Origin of the sequence: Photorhabdus sp. S10-54, from assembly GCF_963878145.1 — a bacterium.
GTDB classification, from domain to species: Bacteria; Pseudomonadota; Gammaproteobacteria; order Enterobacterales; family Enterobacteriaceae; genus Photorhabdus; species Photorhabdus kayaii.
Map to the genome: position 1 here is coordinate 20859 of NZ_CAWNXG010000006.1, position 20339 is coordinate 41197.

The window sequence follows — 20339 nt, forward strand, 5'->3', positions numbered from 1 at the left end:
GTTTAATTTTATTTACAGATGATGTGTTATAAGAATATTTTTCAATTAATATCTACTGATATTTACCTAACAAACATATTACTTATTTATATAAAAAAATTAATTTATTAAAAATACCAATATTACTGTACAAGAAAAGCACAATTAATATCCAATAAATCAATTACTTTTATGAATAAATGACTCAATTACAACCTTATAATATTAATTATAGATTGGATAAACCATCATAAATTACTCATTTAAACTATATCATTATACAAAAAGATTAATATTAAAAATATTTTTTATTTATATTATTTACTAATTTTATATTAATATAGAAAAGAGATAAGATTGATATGAAAGTAATTCAATATTGAGAGATATAATGAATGAAAAATTATATAGTGGGGATAACTTAAACACCAAAATTTTATTGAAAATAATCAGACCTCACTTGTCTCACAATCAAGAAATAGTTATTAAAAAGTAAAATTTATCATTAATCTGAATATATGAAGCTTCTTTCGCTGGCACAACTTCAAAGATTTATCAGTCTTATTAGTCACCCAAGGTAAAGCCAGCAATATTTTCAATGTTGCCTTGGATAATAACTGGTGAACTACTGGTTGTAATCTGCAATTTACCAAATGGTTCTCAAGACTTTTATGGATTGAAGCTCTCACTTTTTTCAATACTACGTTGGAAATTTTCCCCTGATTGATAGTTTTACCAAGAAGATCCTGATCGGTAGAATAAGGTATAGCAATAATAGCGCCATTAAAGGTCACTGTGATATAGCTTCGATCAGCTTTATTTGCAACAGTCACAACACCCAATATTAACATGGCCGCTATTATAATTTTATTCAGTTTCATTTCGAATTATTACGATTAATCTAATAACGATTAATATCAGCATAAAAAAACAACATATTTTAAATAAATAATTTTATTGGTGATCCTATTTTAATCTTATCAAGATTAGAAAAAATTTGATGTAAGGAATAAACCATAAAAAATATTTATATATGAACAATGACCCTATCGACCTTTAAAGTATTACAGAATAATTCAATTAATAAAAACAAAAAATACAAATCCAAATAATTTCACAACAAAATACTTAGATAACATTTCAATACGATCATTTGCGATCTATAGTGTCGCAAATTATATCTATATAAGAATAAAATACTTTATGCAATTTGTTTTTCAAATTAAAAGATCTAAAATTTCAATTTTTCGATATAATCGTTCTGCATCGTATAAAAACCAACCTTGACAAAACAGGATATACCCGGCAATTCTTTATGACTGAATAGGACATTCAGATTGCCCTCATGTGTTGAAATTAACCGTTGGATTATCCTAATTGCTCAAGATATCCAACTGGGTTCAATAAAGCCTGGAGTTAATATGGAAAACCGGAAAGATTCGACTCAACCTTCCCAGACGGATCAAATACTCAATGTCATATCCGAATTATGTACTATTCGTAAAATGCAAGCGGCTCCCCCACCAGAATCATGGCCTAGTACGCGTGATGTAGCGGAACAATGCGATTTCACCATCTACAAAGCACGTTATCTGTTATTGAAACTGGCTAACAAAGGATTAGTTATGGTAACTCCGTCTCCCATTAAGAATTCTCTCCGATGGTATATACCGGAAGACAAAATTAAATCTATCTAATGTCAAACAAATCTGAAGAAAAGGATGTCTGCTCTGTGCAGTAGGGCCAGTCTATATAGTCGAAAACTTGAAGAGACGACATACGGCCCTATGGTGTTATTCATTCAAATCGCTATATTCTTTCTATGATAAAAGTCTCAACAACGCATTCAAGTGCAGAGATATCATAATCAATTATTATCATTTTATTTCAGAGGAAGCCAGAATGGAAAAATTGCATCGTTGGGAAAAGGATGGATATGTTGTCACTACAGATAAAAATAAATTAGATATTACGATCATACAACAGTTTCTGACGAACTCCATTTGGGCAGAAGGGATCGACAAGGAGACAGTTAAGTTGTCGATCGAAAATAGCTTGAACTTTGGTCTATATAAAGATACTCAGCAGATAGGATTTGCTCGTATCGTGACTGACTTCACAACCTTTGGTTATCTTAGTGATGTTTTTATTTTAGACGACTATCGAGGATTAGGATTAGGACGTTGGCTAATGACATGTTGCCTGGAACATCCCCAAATAGCACAGCTTCGTCATATTATGTTAGTCACTTCTATGGCGCCGTGGCTGTATGAAAAAATGGGTTATTCCCCGGTAAACGAAGAAAACTTTGTTTGGCAAATTGTCCGACCTGATATTTACAAACAACCTAAGCTATAAAGTAGTCATATCAATTAGTCATGAAAAATGCCCGACAAGGTGATCGGGCATTACTGCGACAACAACCACACTATTGCGATAAGCAGGCAGCTATTGTTTTATCAACTTGTATCTTTTAACCAGAAATTAGAAACTGGCATTAACACCTAAACTGAAAGCATAAGTGTGATTCTGAACATCACCATCATTACGTGATATTGACACAAAAGCGCCCCAATCTTTTGTAATAGCAGCATTCATGCCGATAACGTATTCACGCCAGTTGGTGTCCTGCTTTTGACTTTCACTAACGAAAGATGTCTCAGTTGAGTTAATGGCACTACTAATCTGATAACGACTATCACCGAACTGGTGGTTAAACCGAACTTCAGCATAGGGATTAAAACGACTAAAATTGGTGTCCAGACGCCAGCCTAATGTTCCGACCTGAGAGTCGTAACGTTGATCGCCGAAATGCATAGCCGTGCTGCTCTTACCTGATTCACGATAACCTTTAACATAACTCTTATCCCAAGCGTATTGGATAATCGGGCTGGTCATGACTGTAGATGTCAGCGGAATATCCCAACCCGCAGTAATGCGTCCGCCCCACTGATGACCGGTAGTCGAAGCATGCTCCTTGCGCAGCCACTCATTGAGCACAATACCACGCGTAATGTCTTCATATTTCATGTCCAAATAGTGAAGATCGCCGCTAATCCAACCTTTATCGTAGTAACGCCATAAGCCATAAGTGGTGAAGACATAACCACGACCATCAGCGTAAAAATGATTAACTGAGCGCTTATCCTGATAACGAGAGATCATTCCCCCCAACAGAATATTATCCGTGAGCTGATAGTCACTACCCAGAGTCAGTGTGCTGTTGTGATTACCACTATAACCACCGAATACGCCTATTTTACCTTGGTCATTACCCACGCTACGTAACTGTTGCAAACGGCCGTCAAGAGAAGCAAGCGCCCCCTTCACCGGCACATTGTTGGTATTCGTCAGTGACATAGCCTGATGTGGAGCATTAAGGATTGAAATAGTGTACTCACCAATCATACGCTGTGCGTTTGGAGTTGGATGAAAATCGTCAGCAAATAAAAAGAGTTGATTGGCATCAAAACCGGGAACATCGGAATAACAAGCACTGGCATTAACAGTCCGAGCACAAGCATAACCTACTGTATTGGAAAAACCATAACGTAAAGGATTATCAATGACCTCATGTAAAAGTGCATTAACATCAACTCGAACAATATTGCCGCCCTTCTGGCTAAGTTCGATATCTTCTAATTGGTTGTAGCTATCAACCAGCTCTGACGCACTACGGCTTACTTTTTCATAAGTACCAAACAATTGTTGAGTTATCTCCTCCGCTTTTTTAGCATCCCCCCCTGAAGCTTCAAGTCCGATATTTTTGAAAACACCTTGGATAACTTGAAGACGGGTGCCTTCATCGATTGTTGGATACTTGTTGACTGCCGCATGAACTTTATCCATCGCCTCCTTAAGTTTGCCTGAGGTAACTTTAGATTCTAGCCCTCTAGAGATAATGGTCTCCATAAGCTTCGGAGTGACACCAACATCAGGAACCGTAGGTACGATCACCAACCCAGCCCCCGTATTGAGAAGCGTATGTACCTGGAATGCAGCGGCTTTTGCACTCTTATCAATTATTCCTTGCGCTTTACCCAAATCTCCCAATGCCGCCTGAATATCATTACCACCAATCCAGTGAACATACATGCCATTAGGATCAGCACGACCACCGTGGCTTGCCAGATAATTATCTACCTGATTTTGAGTGTTGTGATCTTTATTTAAATCAGAAACAGCAGTCGCTCCACCTACTGCGTAATTATTCCCCCCACTATTAGAATTGGTCAATTTAGTCCCTAAGTGTTGAGCAATAAGATCATTATACAACTTACTGGTTGTACCATTGATCGTATATCGACCTCCATTTCCGCTGTCACTCAAACTATCACCAAAAACATATAGCTGGTCATAAGTGTGTGCATTAGAAATTGCACTTATCGAAAGTGCTAACACGCCTGGTGTAAATATAAATGCCCTTTTCATTAATATGATCCTCAAGAAGTTATTTTATATTTATCATTGAACTAGCCGTTCAACTAAAATGATCAATCCGAATAGAAACTACGTTAATGAGATATGACGCAGTCCCCTTTTTGATTAACCAATACCTCATTATAGTTAGCAACAGAGAGAATCCCGCACTGTTTTTTTAGGTTTTAAAGTTTAGTGTTGCTTGATTGTTCAATTAATCAATTTGGTTAAAATTCAACTATCTATAAAAAGTAATATTAGACCAAATTGATTCAATTCTCTCCTCTGCTTCATGAAATAGATCACAAAACAGACAGAATAAGATTCTGATAGGAATAATGGATAGCTTTAAGTAATATCTGAAGCGATCCATCACTACAAACGTGATAGCATCAATTCATCTCAGTTCAGAAAAATAAAAGATTAAGAAGAATGAATATGAAAATTCAGCAAGCAATGAAGGCCGATTTCAATAAACTGATCGAAATCTGGGAAGCCTCGGTACGAGCAACACATGACTTTTTATCTGACGAATATATTAATCAACTACGCCCATTGATTCTGCATATCTATTTACCGATGCTGACGGTTTATAAAGCGATAAATGATAAACACGAAATTGAGGGTTTTATTAGCGTTGATCAGCATCGAGTTGAAATGTTGTTTATCACTCCAGATTCCCGTGGCAAAGGCATCGGCAAAACATTGCTGAATTTTGCTATTAGCGAATTAGGTATCAATGAACTTGATGTTAATGAACAAAATGTTCAAGGAGTAGGTTTCTATCAGCACCAAGGATTTAGCGTTTTCAACCGCTCAGAAATTGACGGTCAAGGTAATCCGTTTCCGTTATTACATATGCGAATTGAACGGCCGAACGCCAAAGCTATCTAACTCACACTATCCCCACATGACGCCACTATTATCAAGGCAGCGACAGTCTCTTCGCTGCCCAAACCTATACCCGTTATCTTTCAAGTTGCCTCTTTGTTGGCTGCATCTTGAAATCTATAGGGTATATATTTATTTCAAATTAAATTCTATTGCTAAGGTAAGCTCTTTTGGCAAACCAGCCGGTTTCAATCCTACCGATCGAGCTTGTTGAATCGCCGCAAGGGCTGCCCGATCCAATTCATCAGCGCCTGAACTCTGTACTAATTGGTGATTCGTCAAATCGCCACTATCCAGCAAGCTAAACCTGACCTGAACTATCCCCTGTTGCTTCATTTTCTTAGCCCGACGCGGATAGCGTTTATGTTTTTCAATTTCACGACGCAAGGCAGCCTGATAGCTTTGTAACTCATCAGCTCCCACGCCCGTCATCGGTTGACTGGTCGTCGCCTGACGGGCGCCTGCTTGTGAATCCACAGCATCTCTCCCCGCTAACTGAGAGTTACCTTCCGTTTGCTCTGCCTGTTTTTGTTGAGGCTCTTCTACCGGTTTTTTCTGTGGCTGAGATTTGTCCTTCGGTTTAGCATCCACATGCTTTTCTGGCGGTGGCCTCGGACGTTCCTGTTTGCGTGGCTTATCCGCTGGCTTATTAAGTACTATTTTTGCCTCATGTGGTGATTCCGCTACCACTATCTCTGGCGGTAACGGGGGAGGAATAGGTTCCGGTTCTACAGGTTGTTCCTGTCCGGCCGGTGCTGCCGAAGCAACCATTTCTATTGACATACTAATTATTGGCGAATTCACTGATTGATTATTCGCACTGTCATCACGCAGTAAATGCCGCGCCATAAATCCAACAATACCCGCATGTAACAGTAAGGAAGCACACAAGCCAATATAAATACGATTTTTCATCATAACTTCAAGCCATCTTTCCGTTCATTATCTGTGGAGATTGCCAGCGCGCTTAACCGCAACCGGCAAATCTCCTTTAAAGAGTCAGAACCGACTGGTGACACTAAGCTTAAACGTCCGACCAGGCGCTGGCATCATGGAACGCGTTAACGGGTCCAGATAATAGCGATCGGTTAAGTTGGTGCCAGATAATTCAACGACTACATCTGGCGTAACCTGATAATTAATATAAGCATCTACAGTCATTACCGAATTCCAGCGCATCGGATTATTACTTATCCCTTTATAAACACCGGGCATTTTTTTCATTAACCATTTTTCATCCTTATTCTCCACACTGCTATGGTATAATACTCGGCTACCGATCTCTAAATTTTCATCCAATAACCGGCCACCAATATTCAGATTAAGAGAATAACGAGGTGGAATAGTTGTCCTTAAAAAACCACCGGGAAAACCGCCATCAATACATTCAGGAACACCAAACTGGTTTCTTGGATCTAACATAAGCGATGCAGTTTTATCACAAACTTTATTCTTAAGATTATAAGATAGGCCAAAATGGGTAAAGAAACTACCGTTATCATAACGTCCCTGTAGTTCTAAACCGGATAATTTCTGTTTATCTAGTTGAGTAAATACAAAGTTACTGTCACGATCAAAAACATGCTCAATGACAGTATTGTAATAAGCGAATCTAATATCCGCATTACGCTCCGCACCCAATAACTGACTTAAATCATGCACATAACCCACTTCCACTGTTTTACTACGTTCAGGTTTAAAAGCGCGTGCTGGTTTATCAGTCAAACCGGAGGAAAAGCCAACGGTATCTTCAAAGATACTCGGCATACGTACTGCTTCGGCATAACGGGTATAGATACGTGCATTATCAGAGATATAAGCCGTTGCGGAAAATACCGGCGCCCAAGCATGATCTTTACGTTTAGGTTGTTTAGACCAACGCTCCTGCTCACTTTTTGCTTTATAAACACCACTATCACCAGTACTCAATATTTCTCCAGAGTCATCAATATAACGGCTATTCTGCTGAACGGTACTGTATTCATATTTATACACTTCTTTATTCGTCACAGGATCAATAACGCGTTCGTTCATATCAAGTTTCCCATTAAAATAGGGATTATTTTGTTTATATAACTTACCATCGTCATGATATTTCCAAAGCACGTCTACCGGTACCATAGGGCGAAGAATTGAATCTCGTGTTTTTGAACTTGTAAATTTTTTATCAGTGTATTCGTTAAATTCATCATCAGTCAGACACTCAAAACATTCATCAAACTTTTTATATAGTTCAGCTTCCCGGTCGGTAAGTGTTCTCAGATATCGCAACCCTTGGCCAACCAACTTTTTATCCTTACTATAACCAATATCACGAGCCGCCAAACGTTCATTTAAAAAATCATCCTTAGACCAATAACTGATTCGCCTAGCGCCGGCACTTAATGCCAGCCACGGGGTAGGACGCCAGTCAAAATTAAAGGCAACATTATTCTCCTGACGGCGTCCTTTTCTTGGTGGTGATCGAAAACTAGAAAAATTCTTCCCTTCATAATCATCATGAGAACCTAAACGTTCCTGTTGCAGACTAGCTGACAAGGTTAAATCTAAATTTGAGGTCAATTCGAAAGCATTAGAGAGATCAATTCCCCAACGGTTATTATGGGTATTAGTAGAAGCAGTATCTACCAGACGACCATCTTTATTCGGATTTCTTTCCTGCCGCCCCCCCACATCCCAAGCTTCATCCCGCTCTCGCGGTTCACGTGGATATCCCCCGGCAGTATTGGTATCGCTGATAGTACGGGTAATCCAAAATTTCATATCAAAATCAACCCATTTGTTCCCGTCAGGTTTCCATTTATAATCCAGATTAAATGCCTGCTGATGTACATTCGCCAGCGGCCACTGTGGTACAACATTATTTTCAGCCCGAACCCAACCAAGCCGCGAAGGCATAATCTCCCCGTAAATCGTTTTAGTATCGCGGATACCAAACCCAATCGTCTGTTGATTAGCCAGATACCAGGTATTTTTAAACAACCAAGACTTCATTTCACTGGAAGTATTCGGCACCTCATTTCCAGGGCGATATATACGTGCCACAAAAGGCAGATAAGGATCATATGACCGGGTCCCACCATCAAGGATCTCTATATCCTTTTTATTAATGGGCTCATCATAGCGATGAGCACCACCCTTGCCGGCAAAATAGTTTCCTTTACTGCGATAACTATAAGCTGCCATTAAATCAAAATATTCCTGCCGGGTACCTATCGCCAGACGTATCGCATTATCTTTTAGGCCCAATAATTTATTATCTTTTGAAGTTTTTGGCGTAATTTCTAACGCAGGATCAACATAATTAAATCCTTGATTAAAATCGGGAACATCTCGATAATCTTGTCCCAATTGTAGATGAGGTACACGTTCCTTAACTGCATTGCTGCTGGTTTCCAATTTCAAGTTAATACCGAATTGCTCATCTATCGGTACCACATCATCAATACCCAGAGTTTTGATCATTACCGCCCCACCGATCGAACCTTTTACTCCACGTGTCAATGATGGACCTTTTTCTATTTCAATGCTGCTGATCAAATTAGGATCAATATAGTTACGATTATTCGCACCGTTATAACCACGCCAGGTGGTAATTGCCTGTTCAGTACCGTCAATAGTAACAGGAACCCGCCCCTGCCCCTGAATACCTCGAATATTAGGATCTAATGCGCCACTGTTTCTCGAATCACCACTAAATACGCCAACTGCACTTTTTAAAACATCCGCCGGTGAAGCGCCCTTATAGCGTTCTACCAAATCCTTACCCAAGTAAATATTGGTAATATCTTTATCATAAACCGCATCATAACCTGCCTCATCTTTTTCACTGGTCGCTGAAACGTTAATTTTACCGAGGTCAGCCTTATTTTCAGCGGACTGTTTAGATGATTGAGCCGGGGTTACTAGTGTTTCTGCATCAGCACGATAAGGCATCATACTGTAGGCCAACACCAGCATGAATGTTATTTTGCTATATTTATTATTTAATTTATACATAATCATTATCTGCCATAGTGTGGATTGAAATAACTTGTTACTTCAACCAGTATCAAAAATACTTTTCAAACTTGACTAACACTTCATTCTTATTATAGGAATAGAGCCAATCAACATTACTACTATTTTTTCTAAATCGATAAGTAATTACTGGGGTTAAACCGAAAACTTCAAATTTAGGCATACTCACAATTGCCGCATAGAATTGTTCATTATCTTTACGACGTGCATTTAGAGGTACGCTGTAATCACCAAATTGCCGCTGGCGCAATGCAGTAAATACCACTGCATTAATTCCCGGATACAATTGAGTGGAAATGCCTGCTCGCACACCTTTTTGCTGATAATCATCTACTCTCTCAACACTGGTTTTATTAACCCAATCCCCCCCTGCAAAGGTAATGGTTTGATCAGTTAAATAATAAGATAAGGTGGCATAAACAGAGGTCATATTACCGTCATTATGATTATAAAGTTTATGATAACGAAACTGCTTATATTCTCCTTCCAAATTCAATACCAGATTTTTAGATAGAATATGCATCCATTCGGATTTTATTCCCGTAGTACGATAACGAGAATGGTTACCAACATAATTAAACTCAACAACTGGCCCTATTAGGAAATCATCCTTTTGCGCTTTATAGCTATAGCCCAAATAAGCAGAAGTGGTATTTTCATTCTCCTCACTATGATAACGGTAACTTTCTCCATAAGTCATCGAGCGTAAAAAGACACCGTGGTGACCACTCAGCGGATATATCTTACGCAACGTAGCATCATAACTTATACCATTTGCTTTCTTTGCCATAGGCAAATTACGTTCAACTGCGCACTCACCATTTTCACGATAAAGTGTGCAAACAGGAGGCTTATCCGGCGACATATTCGTGTTATCGTTAAAGATATATCCCACGGAAAAAGACCCACGCCAAGCATTGCGAAAATTAATCGCCTCCTGATAATTAGTTATATTCTTAATGACTGCCGGTGGTAATTTATTTTCATTATCGCGACTAGCCGCTGAAATTTCATTAAATAGTAAACTAGCTTCTCTATTTTTTTGATTCTCATAATAGACTCTAGCTAACTCTAATTTAGCACGGGTAAAATCAGGCTGTTGCTGCAAGATGGCCTGATAATGCTGTTCTGCTGCTGCCAAGTCACCCTGAGAGCGCGCCAGATTTGCCCGAGCAAAACGGACCAATTGGATATCATGTCCAGGTAACTTCTGGTATATCAACAAAAAGCGCTCGACATCCTTCACTTGTTGATGATTAATGGCTAAATAGAGCGCCTGACCAATATCATTCACATTATTCTCAATACTAAAAGTCTGACCATTAAGTACTATCGATAAATGATCCGTTTTTTTATTTACAGTTTCATCCGTGACCAGCGCTTTTTCTTGATCCTGTAAATTCCGTTGTACGTTATGCCACAATCTTCTACCGGTATCTTCATCTGCCAGAACCAAAGAGGGATAAATAAACAAGCAATTGATCAATATGGAAAAACGGATAATGGGTATATTTAACATCGGAATATCACTGCTTCATAGTCGAGCCGATAAATAAACAAAATAAGACAAAGCCCATATGAACTTTGCCTTATTCAGCTAATACAAATTCATATTATGGATTTTTAGTTCCACCAAAGGCAGTATCTTTACTGTGATCCGCATCAAATTTAGCCACCCCAGCTAAACTAGCTGCATTATCGCCAAAGAAGTGACCGCTGTTTGTCCCTACAACATTTCCAGCAGTCGCCCTACCCGCAAATGAACCATCTGTTCTAATCCTAGAATTAATACCAACGGTCAATGCACTATTTGCTATTGAACCAGTAAGCCTTTTCTGACCGAAATCAGCAGTAAATGTCCCATGCAGGGCATTGCTACCACTATATTGGTTAATTCCTTTAACCGTATAAGTTGCTACGCCACCGGTAGGTAAATTAGTTGTCACATCTTTACCAGAATAATAGGCGGTATGAGTAGTATCATCTACCGTGCCTTTTTGTGACCATTCACCAAAATAAACATCAGCATTAGCCACTTTACTGAAATTGAACACCCCCATCCCACTATGGCTACCTGATCCCGGCATAGAAATTTTGTGAATTCCATTTGCATCCGCTGCGGCATAACTTGCAAGATTTGAAAAGCTAGTAATTTTCCCCCCCCAAATAGACTGAACTCCTATTCCCGGTTCTCCACCCGGAGTCGGATGACCTCCACCACGTGCATCAGTCACACCTACCTGGATACTTTGTTTCTGACTATCAAACTGTTGTGTTTGCCCAAAACCTGGATCAGCCATAGCTTGTGTTACTAATCCACATGTACCTAATACTGCAATTAACACTTTAACTTTGTTCATAGCATATTCCTTATGTTAACTAATTAAATGTTAGAGTATTGCTTATTACATAGTTTTAGTACCGTCCGAAGACTGGCGCACATATTAACGTACTTTTAATAAAAAATGAAATGATAATCATTATCATAAAACAATCGTATCTATTTGTATAGAATGGCAATTAATTCAGCTAACTATTTAATTATTAAATAAATATTCACCATAACCTTAATATAAAAATGGATATAATCTTAGATGAATCACCCAATAATGAGTGTAAAAATATCAATACATACCGATATATGAACGAGAAATTATTTCAAAAAGAAATTAATGCAATGATTATTATTTTTATAGAAACCATTTAATATAAAATTAACTATTTCACATTAATCAAGAAATATTTAACAATGATAACTAAAAATCAAAAAGATATATTTCACCTAAATGATTTAAATAGAAAAAACCATTACATCGAATATAAATATATTTATTCAGAAAAACATTATTAATATACTTTTTACTAAACCAAGTAAAATAAACATATTACTAACATGATTTAAATTACAACTTAAATATAATTTCATATTGATATCAGATGAATAACCATGATTTTAGGAAGTAAATTTTTATTCACAATAAAAAATTTTATGAAATAAACCGTTAAATGGCAATATTGATGATCTTCTAGCGATAGATGAAAGCGTTAAATAAATCAATAAAATTCCCTATCTTTAGACAGAGAATTAAATGTAGATATGATAGCTATTAGGCTAATATAGGTATTATTCAGGTTCTTTATATCCTTGCTGCATCAACTATGTGGTTAAATTAAGAAATTAACCGAGAAATCATTCCTTTCTGTCTAACCTTTAATATGATAAACAGCAAAATAGCGTTCACAAAAAGCCCCAAAACCAACCCATACCAAAATCCTATAATTCCCATACTCTCGGTTACCCAGTTTGTCAAAGCTAAAACAAACCCCAATGGCAAACCCACTAGCCAATACCCGAATAACGGCGCGTAAAATACTGATCGGGTATCATGAAAACCCCGTAAAATACCGGATAAAGCCGCCTGGCAAGAGTCAAAGAATTGGAACAGGCATAACAGAAAGATTATATTAAGCGCAATTATTATGACTCCATTATCGTTAGTATAGAGTGAAATAAATGAACCTGCGAAATAGTAGATTAAAACGCCAATAACTGCGGAAATAGATAAAATTAAAGCAATTGAGATCCTTATAGTACCTGTTAATGATGTTCTATCTCTCTTCCCAATATAGGAACCGACTCTCACTGTCACGGCGGCTGCAATCCCCCCAGTTACGGTATAGATGATAGAGGTAATATTAAGCATAATATTATGTGCAGCAATGACTTGAGCACCTAAAGGAGCGGCAGTAATAGCAATTACATCCAGAAATACCATTTCAACAAAAAGAGCCAATCCACTTGGCATGCTAATATAAAACGTCCTAATTAAATCATTATATTTTGGTAAACTGAAATCTGGCCTATAGCGACGATATTTATTCTTTAGCAAAAAATAGGCAATCAGACATACAGCACTTAGGTTATTAATAACCGCAGTTGTAATACCCGCGCCAATGCCCCCCATTGCTGGTAAACCCAGTTTTCCATAAATAAATATGTAATTTAATGGTATATTCAATAATAAAGCACCAGCAGATAAATACATGGCGGTTTTCGTATCTTCCAATCCTTGTAGAAATGAACGAAAAACATTAAATATCATAACACTAGGAACACCACATGCCATCGCAAGAACATAGCCCTGGGTAATTTCTAAAATATGCTCATCTATGCCTATGAGTGAAAGTAGCCAGCTAACTAATATTAATAAAATAATTATTGGTATCGAAAGTATCACCGCTAGAAACAAGTAATTTTTAAGACTTGCTTTAATCCCTTCGTCATCATGTTGCGCTTTCTGCTTAGCTACATCTGCTGCGAGCATGATAATCATCCCATATCCTAATACAAATATAGGAAACCAAATACTACTGCCTAATGTTACTGCTGCTAAATCAGCCGTAGCATAGTGACCAGACATCACAATATCGACAAAACTCATTGCCGTACGTGCTATCTGACTAACGATGATAGGGAAAGAGAAAAATAAAAGTTGTTTTAACTCCCGCCGGTTTGAAAACTTAGCCATAAGAATCCCATTAATTTATTGGTTAGTGCCAATATTGATCATACTAACAATAAATTACGACCAAAATCATTTAAAAAAGTTTGAAAAAATCAGAACGATGAGTATACCTTCTATTTTCGTTCAGGCAACAGTGAAGAAATAAATTAAAGCAATCTAACGAAAACTAACTATTTCATAGAAATTTTTGTGATCTTTCTAAAAGATTGAATATTTATTTAAGTATTTTGTTCCCATTTTCTATATTAATAGTTAATGTTACTTGGATGAAATTATTGAACTATTTTGTGATAACATCCACATTATTAAAAAAATAAAAATACTAACATAGCTAAAGCAAATAATTAGTCACTTTTTCAAATTATTTCTTTAATTAATAAAGAATTAGCGGAAATATATCCTATGGATTTCAAGATACATCGCGATGGCAAGGGAGCGAATCCCCGGGAGCATAGATAACTATGTGACCGGGGTGAGTGAGTGCAGCCAACAAAAGAGACAACTTGAAAGATGACGGGTATATGGTTTTAACAAAAACTGCTTACACCATCCATCAAAGACATATGTCATCTTACCGTAAAAGAAGAGATCGAAAATGAAACCAGAAACTCTTGCTATCCACGGCGGATATTCCCCAGATCCAACAACCAAAGCTGTTGCCGTTCCTATCTATCAAACGACATCCTATGCGTTTGACGATACTCAACACGGCGCCGACCTATTTGATTTAAAGGTTGAGGGCAACATCTATTCTCGCATTATGAACCCTACCAATGATGTATTGGAAAAACGGGTTGCTCTACTTGAAGGAGGAGTCGCTGCTTTAGCGGTTGCATCTGGCATGGCGGCTGTCACCTGTGCGATTCAATCCATTGCCAGCGCTGGAGATAACATTATATCTGTTGCTAAATTATATGGCGGCACTTATAACCTGCTGGCTCACACGTTGCCGCGATTCGGTATTGAAACACGATTTGCTGAACACGACGATATCGCAGCATTGGAGTCACTAATTGATGATCGTACCAAAGCAGTATTCTGTGAATCTATTGGTAACCCGGCAGGTAATATTGTTGATCTGAAAAAATTTGCCGAAGTGGCTCATCGTCATGGCGTCCCTTTAATTGTTGACAATACTGTCGCCACCCCTGTGCTTTGCCGCCCCATTGAGCATGGCGCTGACATTGTTATTCACTCTTTAACCAAGTATATGGGAGGACATGGTAATTCTATTGGCGGCATCATTGTAGATTCCGGCAATTTCCCTTGGAAAAAACATAAGCAACGGTTTGCCATATTGACGACCCCGGACCCCTCCTACCATAACGTCGTTTATACCGAGCAATTCGGCAAGGCTGCCTTTATCGGACATTGCCGTGTCGTACCGCTACGTAATATGGGAGCTGCACTGTCGCCTTTTAATGCTTTCCTTATCCTGCAAGGATTAGAAACTCTGGCATTAAGAATGGAGCGTCATACTGAAAATGCGCTGAAAGTCGCTCATTATCTGCAAGATCATCCTCAAGTTAGTTGGGTGAAATATGCCGGGCTGTCAAACCACCAAGAACATGAACTGGCTCAGCACTATATGAATGGGAAACCATCAGCTATTCTCTCCTTCGGTATTAAAGGCGGGCAGCAATCCGGCGCACGATTTATTGACGCACTAAAATTGATTGTACGACTGGTTAACATTGGCGACGCTAAATCACTCGCCTGTCATCCAGCGTCAACAACGCATAGCCAATTAAATGATGAAGAGTTAATTAAAGCTGGCGTATCACAAGATATGATCCGCTTGTCAATCGGCATTGAACATATCGATGATATTATTGCCGATCTTGCCCAAGCGCTGGATGCATCTAAATAATTCAGAGTTACCCTATATACCCTATGGATTTCAAGATGCATCGCGACGGCAAGGGAGCGAATCCCCGGGAGCATAGCGAACTATGTGACCGGGGTGAGTGAGTGCAGCCAACAAAGAGGCAACTTGAAAGATAACGGGTATATACCCCGTTCTGGCGAGCGGGGTTCTATTTACTCACCATAATAACTTTCTTCACTGTATCTATTTCAATTCTTTCTCCCCAATCAATATTGTCGATTTTCATTTTCACCAATCAATATTAATTACGTCCAAAATAACTAAAAACAAAAAGCATAGGAGTAATAAATTAAGTCGGTAACCCTGTTGCCAATATTCGATTAAGTTACTCATCCTAGGAAAACGCGTCATAACGCCTAAATGGCTATTATTCACGTCAAACATACAAGGAAAATAGATGAAAATTAAGCTAACCCACACGTTGTTATTAAGTTCATTGATCTGCGGGTATGCTTCGGCAAAAATCCCCAATGAATTTAGCTCCACGCCCTCATTCGAAGATAATTTCGATGGCATAACACTTAATACCCAAAAATGGGATTACCGTGGCCTGGGTATCAGAAAAAATTGTATTAATACTCAATCAGCGGTTATTGTACGGAACGGTCATTTAACCATAAAAACTTATTCCGATAGTTCTTCTGGCAAGCTACAGAATTATTGCGGCATGATTTCAACACAAAAAAGTTTCCTACAAGCATATGGCTATTGGGAAGCCGCTATCAGATTCAATCGTGCAGAGGGTAATCAAGTGGCGTTCTGGATCCAGTCACCGACAATGGGTCACGATTTAACAAACCCAGAAAAATCAGGTGTCGAAATTGATGTATTTGAACATTTAGCCGAAGCGAAACAGGATCAATATGACCATGCTATTCACTGGAATGGTTATGGTAGCGCTCATAAGGAGTGGTCAAAGAGATTGTCTACAAATAAACTTGTTGATGGCCAATTCCACAAATTTGCTGTGGCATGGACACCAAGTGGTTATACATTTTATATCGATGATATTGCTCAAAATCTGTCGGGATTAGATCAAGTTCCAATTTCAATCGCCAACCAATATATTATTTTAAGCTCCGAAGTACCTCGCAGTTATCCAGCACAAGGTTATGGCCCGATAAATAAAACAACCGCAACATTCGATGTTGATTATGTAAAAGTTTATCCGTATATCGGTAATAAGAAATAGTCATCGATCAGGAAAAGGGAAAACAAATATTGGCGCCCAATAATTGGACGCCATTTTCTCATTAGAATTTTACATCTACTTTCGCCCACATTGTCCGGCCGGGTTCATTCACTGAGGTATTCGCTGAATAACCAAAGGTGCTATTACCGGCAAGGTTAAGGTGTTCGCTGTATTCTTTATCCAAAATATTGTCGATGCCAGCGCTCACTTTGACATTTTTGTTAACCTTATAGGCAACGTTGGCCGAAAGTACGCCGAAACCTGAACTATCTTGAAAATCTTTGCCGACAACATTCCCCTGCCCCACAGCAATCCGATGCTGGCTGCTCACCAACCGCCACAAACCGGTACTACTCCAATCACCACGTTCATAGGTCAATCCGAAGCGTGCTTCCAAAGGTGGGATCTGAGGCATTGGCTGGTTATCCGTCCGGTTTTCTCCCCAGGCATAGGCAAGGCTGGCATCCGTTTTCCAATGATCTGTCAATTGATAACCAAAGCCCATTTCTCCGCCCATGATATTGGCATTGATATTATCAGCCTGACTAATGCGGGCGTTTGTCGGGCTATATCTAAATAAAATGAAATCATTTACACGCCCTATATAAGCGGATACCCAACCATTAAAACGTTCTCCAGTATATTGAGCGCCAATATCAAGTTGAGTGGTTTTCTCACTTTTTACCCCATCAAAAGCACTGGCACTCCCCACCGGACCATATGTCGGCGAGAACAGTTCCCAATAGTCGGGGAAACGCTCGGTGTAACCAATACCGGCATAAAACATCATTGGCACATCAGCCAGAGTATGCTCTAAGCGCACAAAACCACTCGGCAAGGTATCATTACGCTCTTTTTCACTATTACCAGCAAATTTCTTTGCTCGGCTGCGATCAAGACGGGCACCGGTTATCAATTCGCTCTGTTCTGTAGCATACCAAGTTAGCTCACCAAATAGGCCATAGTTATAGAATTGAGCATCCTTTTGCCATACATTACCTGCTTTATTACGATGGATATTGGTTTGCGTATCTGCGCCACTTTCCAATTTGAAGTCTTGCCATAGCCAGGTACCCATGACTCGCCCTCCCACAACGCGACGATCCAGTTGCATAGACATACCGTGATTCATATTCATGTGCATACCACACATATGTTTACAACTCGAAGAAGGCATACCCATTGACATGGCGCTATTCGGAGAACGCAAAGTTATATTGTCCATAATATGGTTGGTATAGTTGTAATAAACTTGGGCTTCAACCTTATCAAGCACTTCACCGAGGTTAGATTTCTCAAAACGCACACCGAGACTTTCGCGTTTGAATTGCGAACCATCCATGCTACGTCCAGCATAACGAGCTTCTCCGTCCCCTTTTCCCGCGGTCAACTCAAGCAATGTATCTTTATCCGGAGTCCACCCTAACGCCAGATCACTATTCCATTTATCCCAACGTGAAGGAACGCGATACCCACCACCATCTTTGTAGTCATTTGAACGGGATTTATTTGCCATTAAACGTAAATATCCCAATTCATTGCCAATACTGGCATCTACATTGCCATCCCAACGGTCATTTGAACCCATCAATCCACTGGCATTGAATTTGACTCCCGGCTGATCAAATCGAGGATGTTCACGTTCAAATCTTACGGTCCCTGCGGAAGCACCAGCTCCCCACAACACCGTTTGAGGCCCTTTAATGACTGTCAGCAAATCATAACTTTCTGGCGAAATATAGGATGAAGGGGCATCCATTCTGCCGGGACAAGCTCCTAGCATTTCTGCGCCATCAGTCAAGAGCTTAATCCTCGAACCAAACATGCCCCGAAATACTGGATCACCATTGGTGCCGCCATTACGGATTTGAGAAAATCCGGGTATGGTTTTTAAATAATCAGAGCCGTCACTTGCCGGAACCGGCTGACGGGGGGTTTTTGGCGAGGTGACAATTGACAAAGGAGAGTACAAAGGCGCGGTTACGGTAATTACATCCCCATCATTGGTTTTTGAACCCTTTACATGGTCGTGTGCATCTGATGCGATTTCAGCCGCATAACCATTAAAAGTCGCTAGCAGAAAAAGTGGCATCGCCGAACGGATACAATGGGATAGCCTATTTTTTTTATGAGGAGAATTTTTTTCGAACATCATCTTTCCTTAATGTGAATCCACCTTCCGAAGAGATATTTCTATCAACAGCGGAATACGTTATAGAATCCAACCAAATCGTTTTTGGTATGAACAGACTTTTCCTGACTCAATAATGAGCAGGACAAGACATTTCATTATGTTTAAATTAATGAGATAAGATCTGTTCAGGCGGAGCACGAGGCAACGAATCAGAAAAGATGAAATGCGGCAGAAAGGAAGCTACGGTTTGAATCGGTGGTGGCCGTGAAGTCAGCGAAGTTGACCAAAATAGCGGTGTATTCGCCAAATCCAGCATAGGTATATGGATCAGAAAAACGCAGTATCCACAGGCAATATCCTCCAACATCGACATACCACCACCATGCATACCCATCTGCATGCCATCATGATGGTTAGTAACATATGATACGGAAGAAACGTCAGAATGAGACATATTCCAAGGCATATCACCGTCAGATGACATCACCCTATGGCAATCGACCACTTTCGATGAATGAGCCTCACCAATGCGCACATGTTCCAGTGACCGGGAGATCACTGGCGCAATGAACAACATCAGTATCGCGAATATACCGAGCCAAGCTGGCAGGCGGCTCCGCGATGTGTAAAATTGGATCAGTGACAAACTAAGCCTATTCTTGTAGAGAACACATTCAGGAACGAGATTGTACGTATTTAACGACCAAATGTTAAAACACTTTATGCAGGAATGTCGCTTTGACGACAGAATTTGTTGTTTTTTTAAAATCTGCGGGATTATTTTCATTCATTAGACCAAAAATACCGAAAATCAAGCCTGTCATAATAACTGTATTCTTAGCAATACCGTTTCCACACTGACTCTTACCCTATAACCCATAGACCTTCGTATTACAGCCGCATTTTTCTACCCTCCACAAAAAACACTCATTAGAAAAGCCTTGAGTCATGCAACTTTTTGCGGTTGTGAACATCACGTTTTCTATAGCTGAAATACAACACACGATAACGCGAAATAAGAGAGCCCTGCTCCTAACCAGAATTTTTTGATTGATTCATTAAGAATAGTCTTAAAAATAAACTAATTGCTATTTTTTTGTGAATTATGTAACATTTTCTGTTATGAATAGATATTCACCACAAAACAAATAATGACTGTTAGATTTTTTATACTGATTTATTTAACTCTGATAGTTTGACACTGACAGGGTAAAAATACAAAAAATTTATCTTTAATAATGACTTATGATAGTAGATTATTGTACTACATCAGCGCTGATAAATAGTGGT

The 20339-nt window shown here is 39.0% G+C and carries 14 protein-coding genes; 5 read left to right on the plus strand and 9 right to left on the minus strand.

From position 1 onward, the window contains the following. Positions 1-464 precede the first annotated feature (464 nt). Positions 465-860, minus strand: a complete 396-nt coding sequence (locus tag AACQ83_RS04970; protein ID WP_112876682.1) for a hypothetical protein — start codon at positions 858-860, stop codon at positions 465-467. A 540-nt stretch (positions 861-1400) separates the two neighbouring features. On the opposite strand from AACQ83_RS04970, the gene AACQ83_RS04975 reads away from it, so the two are divergent. Further along, entirely contained in the window at positions 1401-1676 is a 276-nt protein-coding gene (locus AACQ83_RS04975) for a FaeA/PapI family transcriptional regulator (RefSeq protein ID WP_112876683.1), read from the plus strand. A gap of 205 nt (positions 1677-1881) precedes the next feature. Continuing rightward, positions 1882-2337: a GNAT family N-acetyltransferase gene (locus tag AACQ83_RS04980; protein WP_112876684.1), complete on the plus strand. Its 456-nt coding sequence runs from the start codon at positions 1882-1884 to the stop codon at positions 2335-2337. A 126-nt stretch (positions 2338-2463) separates the two neighbouring features. Here AACQ83_RS04980 and AACQ83_RS04985 read toward each other — a convergent pair whose 3' ends face one another. Beyond that, positions 2464-4410 (minus strand): autotransporter outer membrane beta-barrel domain-containing protein, encoded by a 1947-nt coding sequence (locus tag AACQ83_RS04985; protein WP_112876685.1) that lies wholly within the window; start codon positions 4408-4410, stop codon positions 2464-2466. A 426-nt stretch (positions 4411-4836) separates the two neighbouring features. Here AACQ83_RS04985 and AACQ83_RS04990 point away from each other — a divergent pair, with 426 nt between their 5' ends. Continuing rightward, positions 4837-5292: an acetyltransferase gene (locus AACQ83_RS04990; RefSeq protein WP_112876771.1), complete on the plus strand. Its 456-nt coding sequence runs from the start codon at positions 4837-4839 to the stop codon at positions 5290-5292. Positions 5293-5421: 129 nt separating this feature from the next. Here AACQ83_RS04990 and AACQ83_RS04995 read toward each other — a convergent pair whose 3' ends face one another. The 5 genes from AACQ83_RS04995 to AACQ83_RS05015 all read right to left on the minus strand — a co-directional run bounded on the left by AACQ83_RS04995 (position 5422) and on the right by AACQ83_RS05015 (position 13838). Next, complete coding sequence (locus AACQ83_RS04995) at positions 5422-6204, minus strand: energy transducer TonB (RefSeq protein ID WP_240000695.1); 783 nt, start codon at positions 6202-6204, stop codon at positions 5422-5424. Between the two features lie 84 nt (positions 6205-6288). Beyond that, the gene (locus tag AACQ83_RS05000) at positions 6289-9288 is read right to left on the minus strand and encodes a TonB-dependent receptor domain-containing protein (protein ID WP_192880987.1); all 3000 of its coding nucleotides are present in this window, start codon (positions 9286-9288) and stop codon (positions 6289-6291) included. Between the two features lie 52 nt (positions 9289-9340). Next, complete coding sequence (locus tag AACQ83_RS05005; RefSeq protein ID WP_112876687.1) at positions 9341-10828, minus strand: surface lipoprotein assembly modifier; 1488 nt, start codon at positions 10826-10828, stop codon at positions 9341-9343. A 94-nt stretch (positions 10829-10922) separates the two neighbouring features. Next, on the minus strand, positions 10923-11669 hold the full coding sequence (locus AACQ83_RS05010; RefSeq protein WP_112876688.1) for a Slam-dependent surface lipoprotein: 747 nt from the start codon (positions 11667-11669) through the stop codon (positions 10923-10925). 810 nt (positions 11670-12479) lie between these two features. Further along, a complete protein-coding gene (locus AACQ83_RS05015) occupies positions 12480-13838 on the minus strand; it encodes an MATE family efflux transporter (protein WP_112876689.1) in 1359 nt (452 codons plus the stop codon). 592 nt (positions 13839-14430) lie between these two features. Here AACQ83_RS05015 and AACQ83_RS05020 point away from each other — a divergent pair. Then, the gene (locus AACQ83_RS05020; protein ID WP_112876690.1) at positions 14431-15705 is read left to right on the plus strand and encodes a bifunctional O-acetylhomoserine aminocarboxypropyltransferase/cysteine synthase; all 1275 of its coding nucleotides are present in this window, start codon (positions 14431-14433) and stop codon (positions 15703-15705) included. A 415-nt stretch (positions 15706-16120) separates the two neighbouring features. After that, a complete protein-coding gene (locus AACQ83_RS05025) occupies positions 16121-16915 on the plus strand; it encodes a glycoside hydrolase family 16 protein (protein WP_112876691.1) in 795 nt (264 codons plus the stop codon). 61 nt (positions 16916-16976) lie between these two features. Here the strand turns inward: AACQ83_RS05025 and AACQ83_RS05030 are convergent, their stop codons facing one another. Continuing rightward, entirely contained in the window at positions 16977-19070 is a 2094-nt protein-coding gene (locus tag AACQ83_RS05030) for a TonB-dependent copper receptor (RefSeq protein ID WP_370446044.1), read from the minus strand. Positions 19071-19215: 145 nt separating this feature from the next. Further along, positions 19216-19695: a DUF2946 domain-containing protein gene (locus AACQ83_RS05035; protein WP_112876693.1), complete on the minus strand. Its 480-nt coding sequence runs from the start codon at positions 19693-19695 to the stop codon at positions 19216-19218. Positions 19696-20339 lie beyond the last annotated feature (644 nt).

Coding starts and splice junctions, on each gene's coding strand:
- AACQ83_RS05005 (WP_112876687.1), bottom strand. CDS start 10,828: ATGTTAAATATACCCATTATCCGTTTTTCCATATTGATCAATTGCTTG.
- AACQ83_RS04975 (WP_112876683.1), top strand. CDS start 1,401: ATGGAAAACCGGAAAGATTCGACTCAACCTTCCCAGACGGATCAAATA.
- AACQ83_RS05000 (WP_192880987.1), bottom strand. CDS start 9,288: ATGTATAAATTAAATAATAAATATAGCAAAATAACATTCATGCTGGTG.
- AACQ83_RS05020 (WP_112876690.1), top strand. CDS start 14,431: ATGAAACCAGAAACTCTTGCTATCCACGGCGGATATTCCCCAGATCCA.
- AACQ83_RS05010 (WP_112876688.1), bottom strand. CDS start 11,669: ATGAACAAAGTTAAAGTGTTAATTGCAGTATTAGGTACATGTGGATTA.
- AACQ83_RS04990 (WP_112876771.1), top strand. CDS start 4,837: ATGAAAATTCAGCAAGCAATGAAGGCCGATTTCAATAAACTGATCGAA.
- AACQ83_RS05030 (WP_370446044.1), bottom strand. CDS start 19,070: ATGATGTTCGAAAAAAATTCTCCTCATAAAAAAAATAGGCTATCCCAT.
- AACQ83_RS05025 (WP_112876691.1), top strand. CDS start 16,121: ATGAAAATTAAGCTAACCCACACGTTGTTATTAAGTTCATTGATCTGC.
- AACQ83_RS04980 (WP_112876684.1), top strand. CDS start 1,882: ATGGAAAAATTGCATCGTTGGGAAAAGGATGGATATGTTGTCACTACA.
- AACQ83_RS04970 (WP_112876682.1), bottom strand. CDS start 860: ATGAAACTGAATAAAATTATAATAGCGGCCATGTTAATATTGGGTGTT.
- AACQ83_RS05015 (WP_112876689.1), bottom strand. CDS start 13,838: ATGGCTAAGTTTTCAAACCGGCGGGAGTTAAAACAACTTTTATTTTTC.
- AACQ83_RS04985 (WP_112876685.1), bottom strand. CDS start 4,410: ATGAAAAGGGCATTTATATTTACACCAGGCGTGTTAGCACTTTCGATA.
- AACQ83_RS04995 (WP_240000695.1), bottom strand. CDS start 6,204: ATGAAAAATCGTATTTATATTGGCTTGTGTGCTTCCTTACTGTTACAT.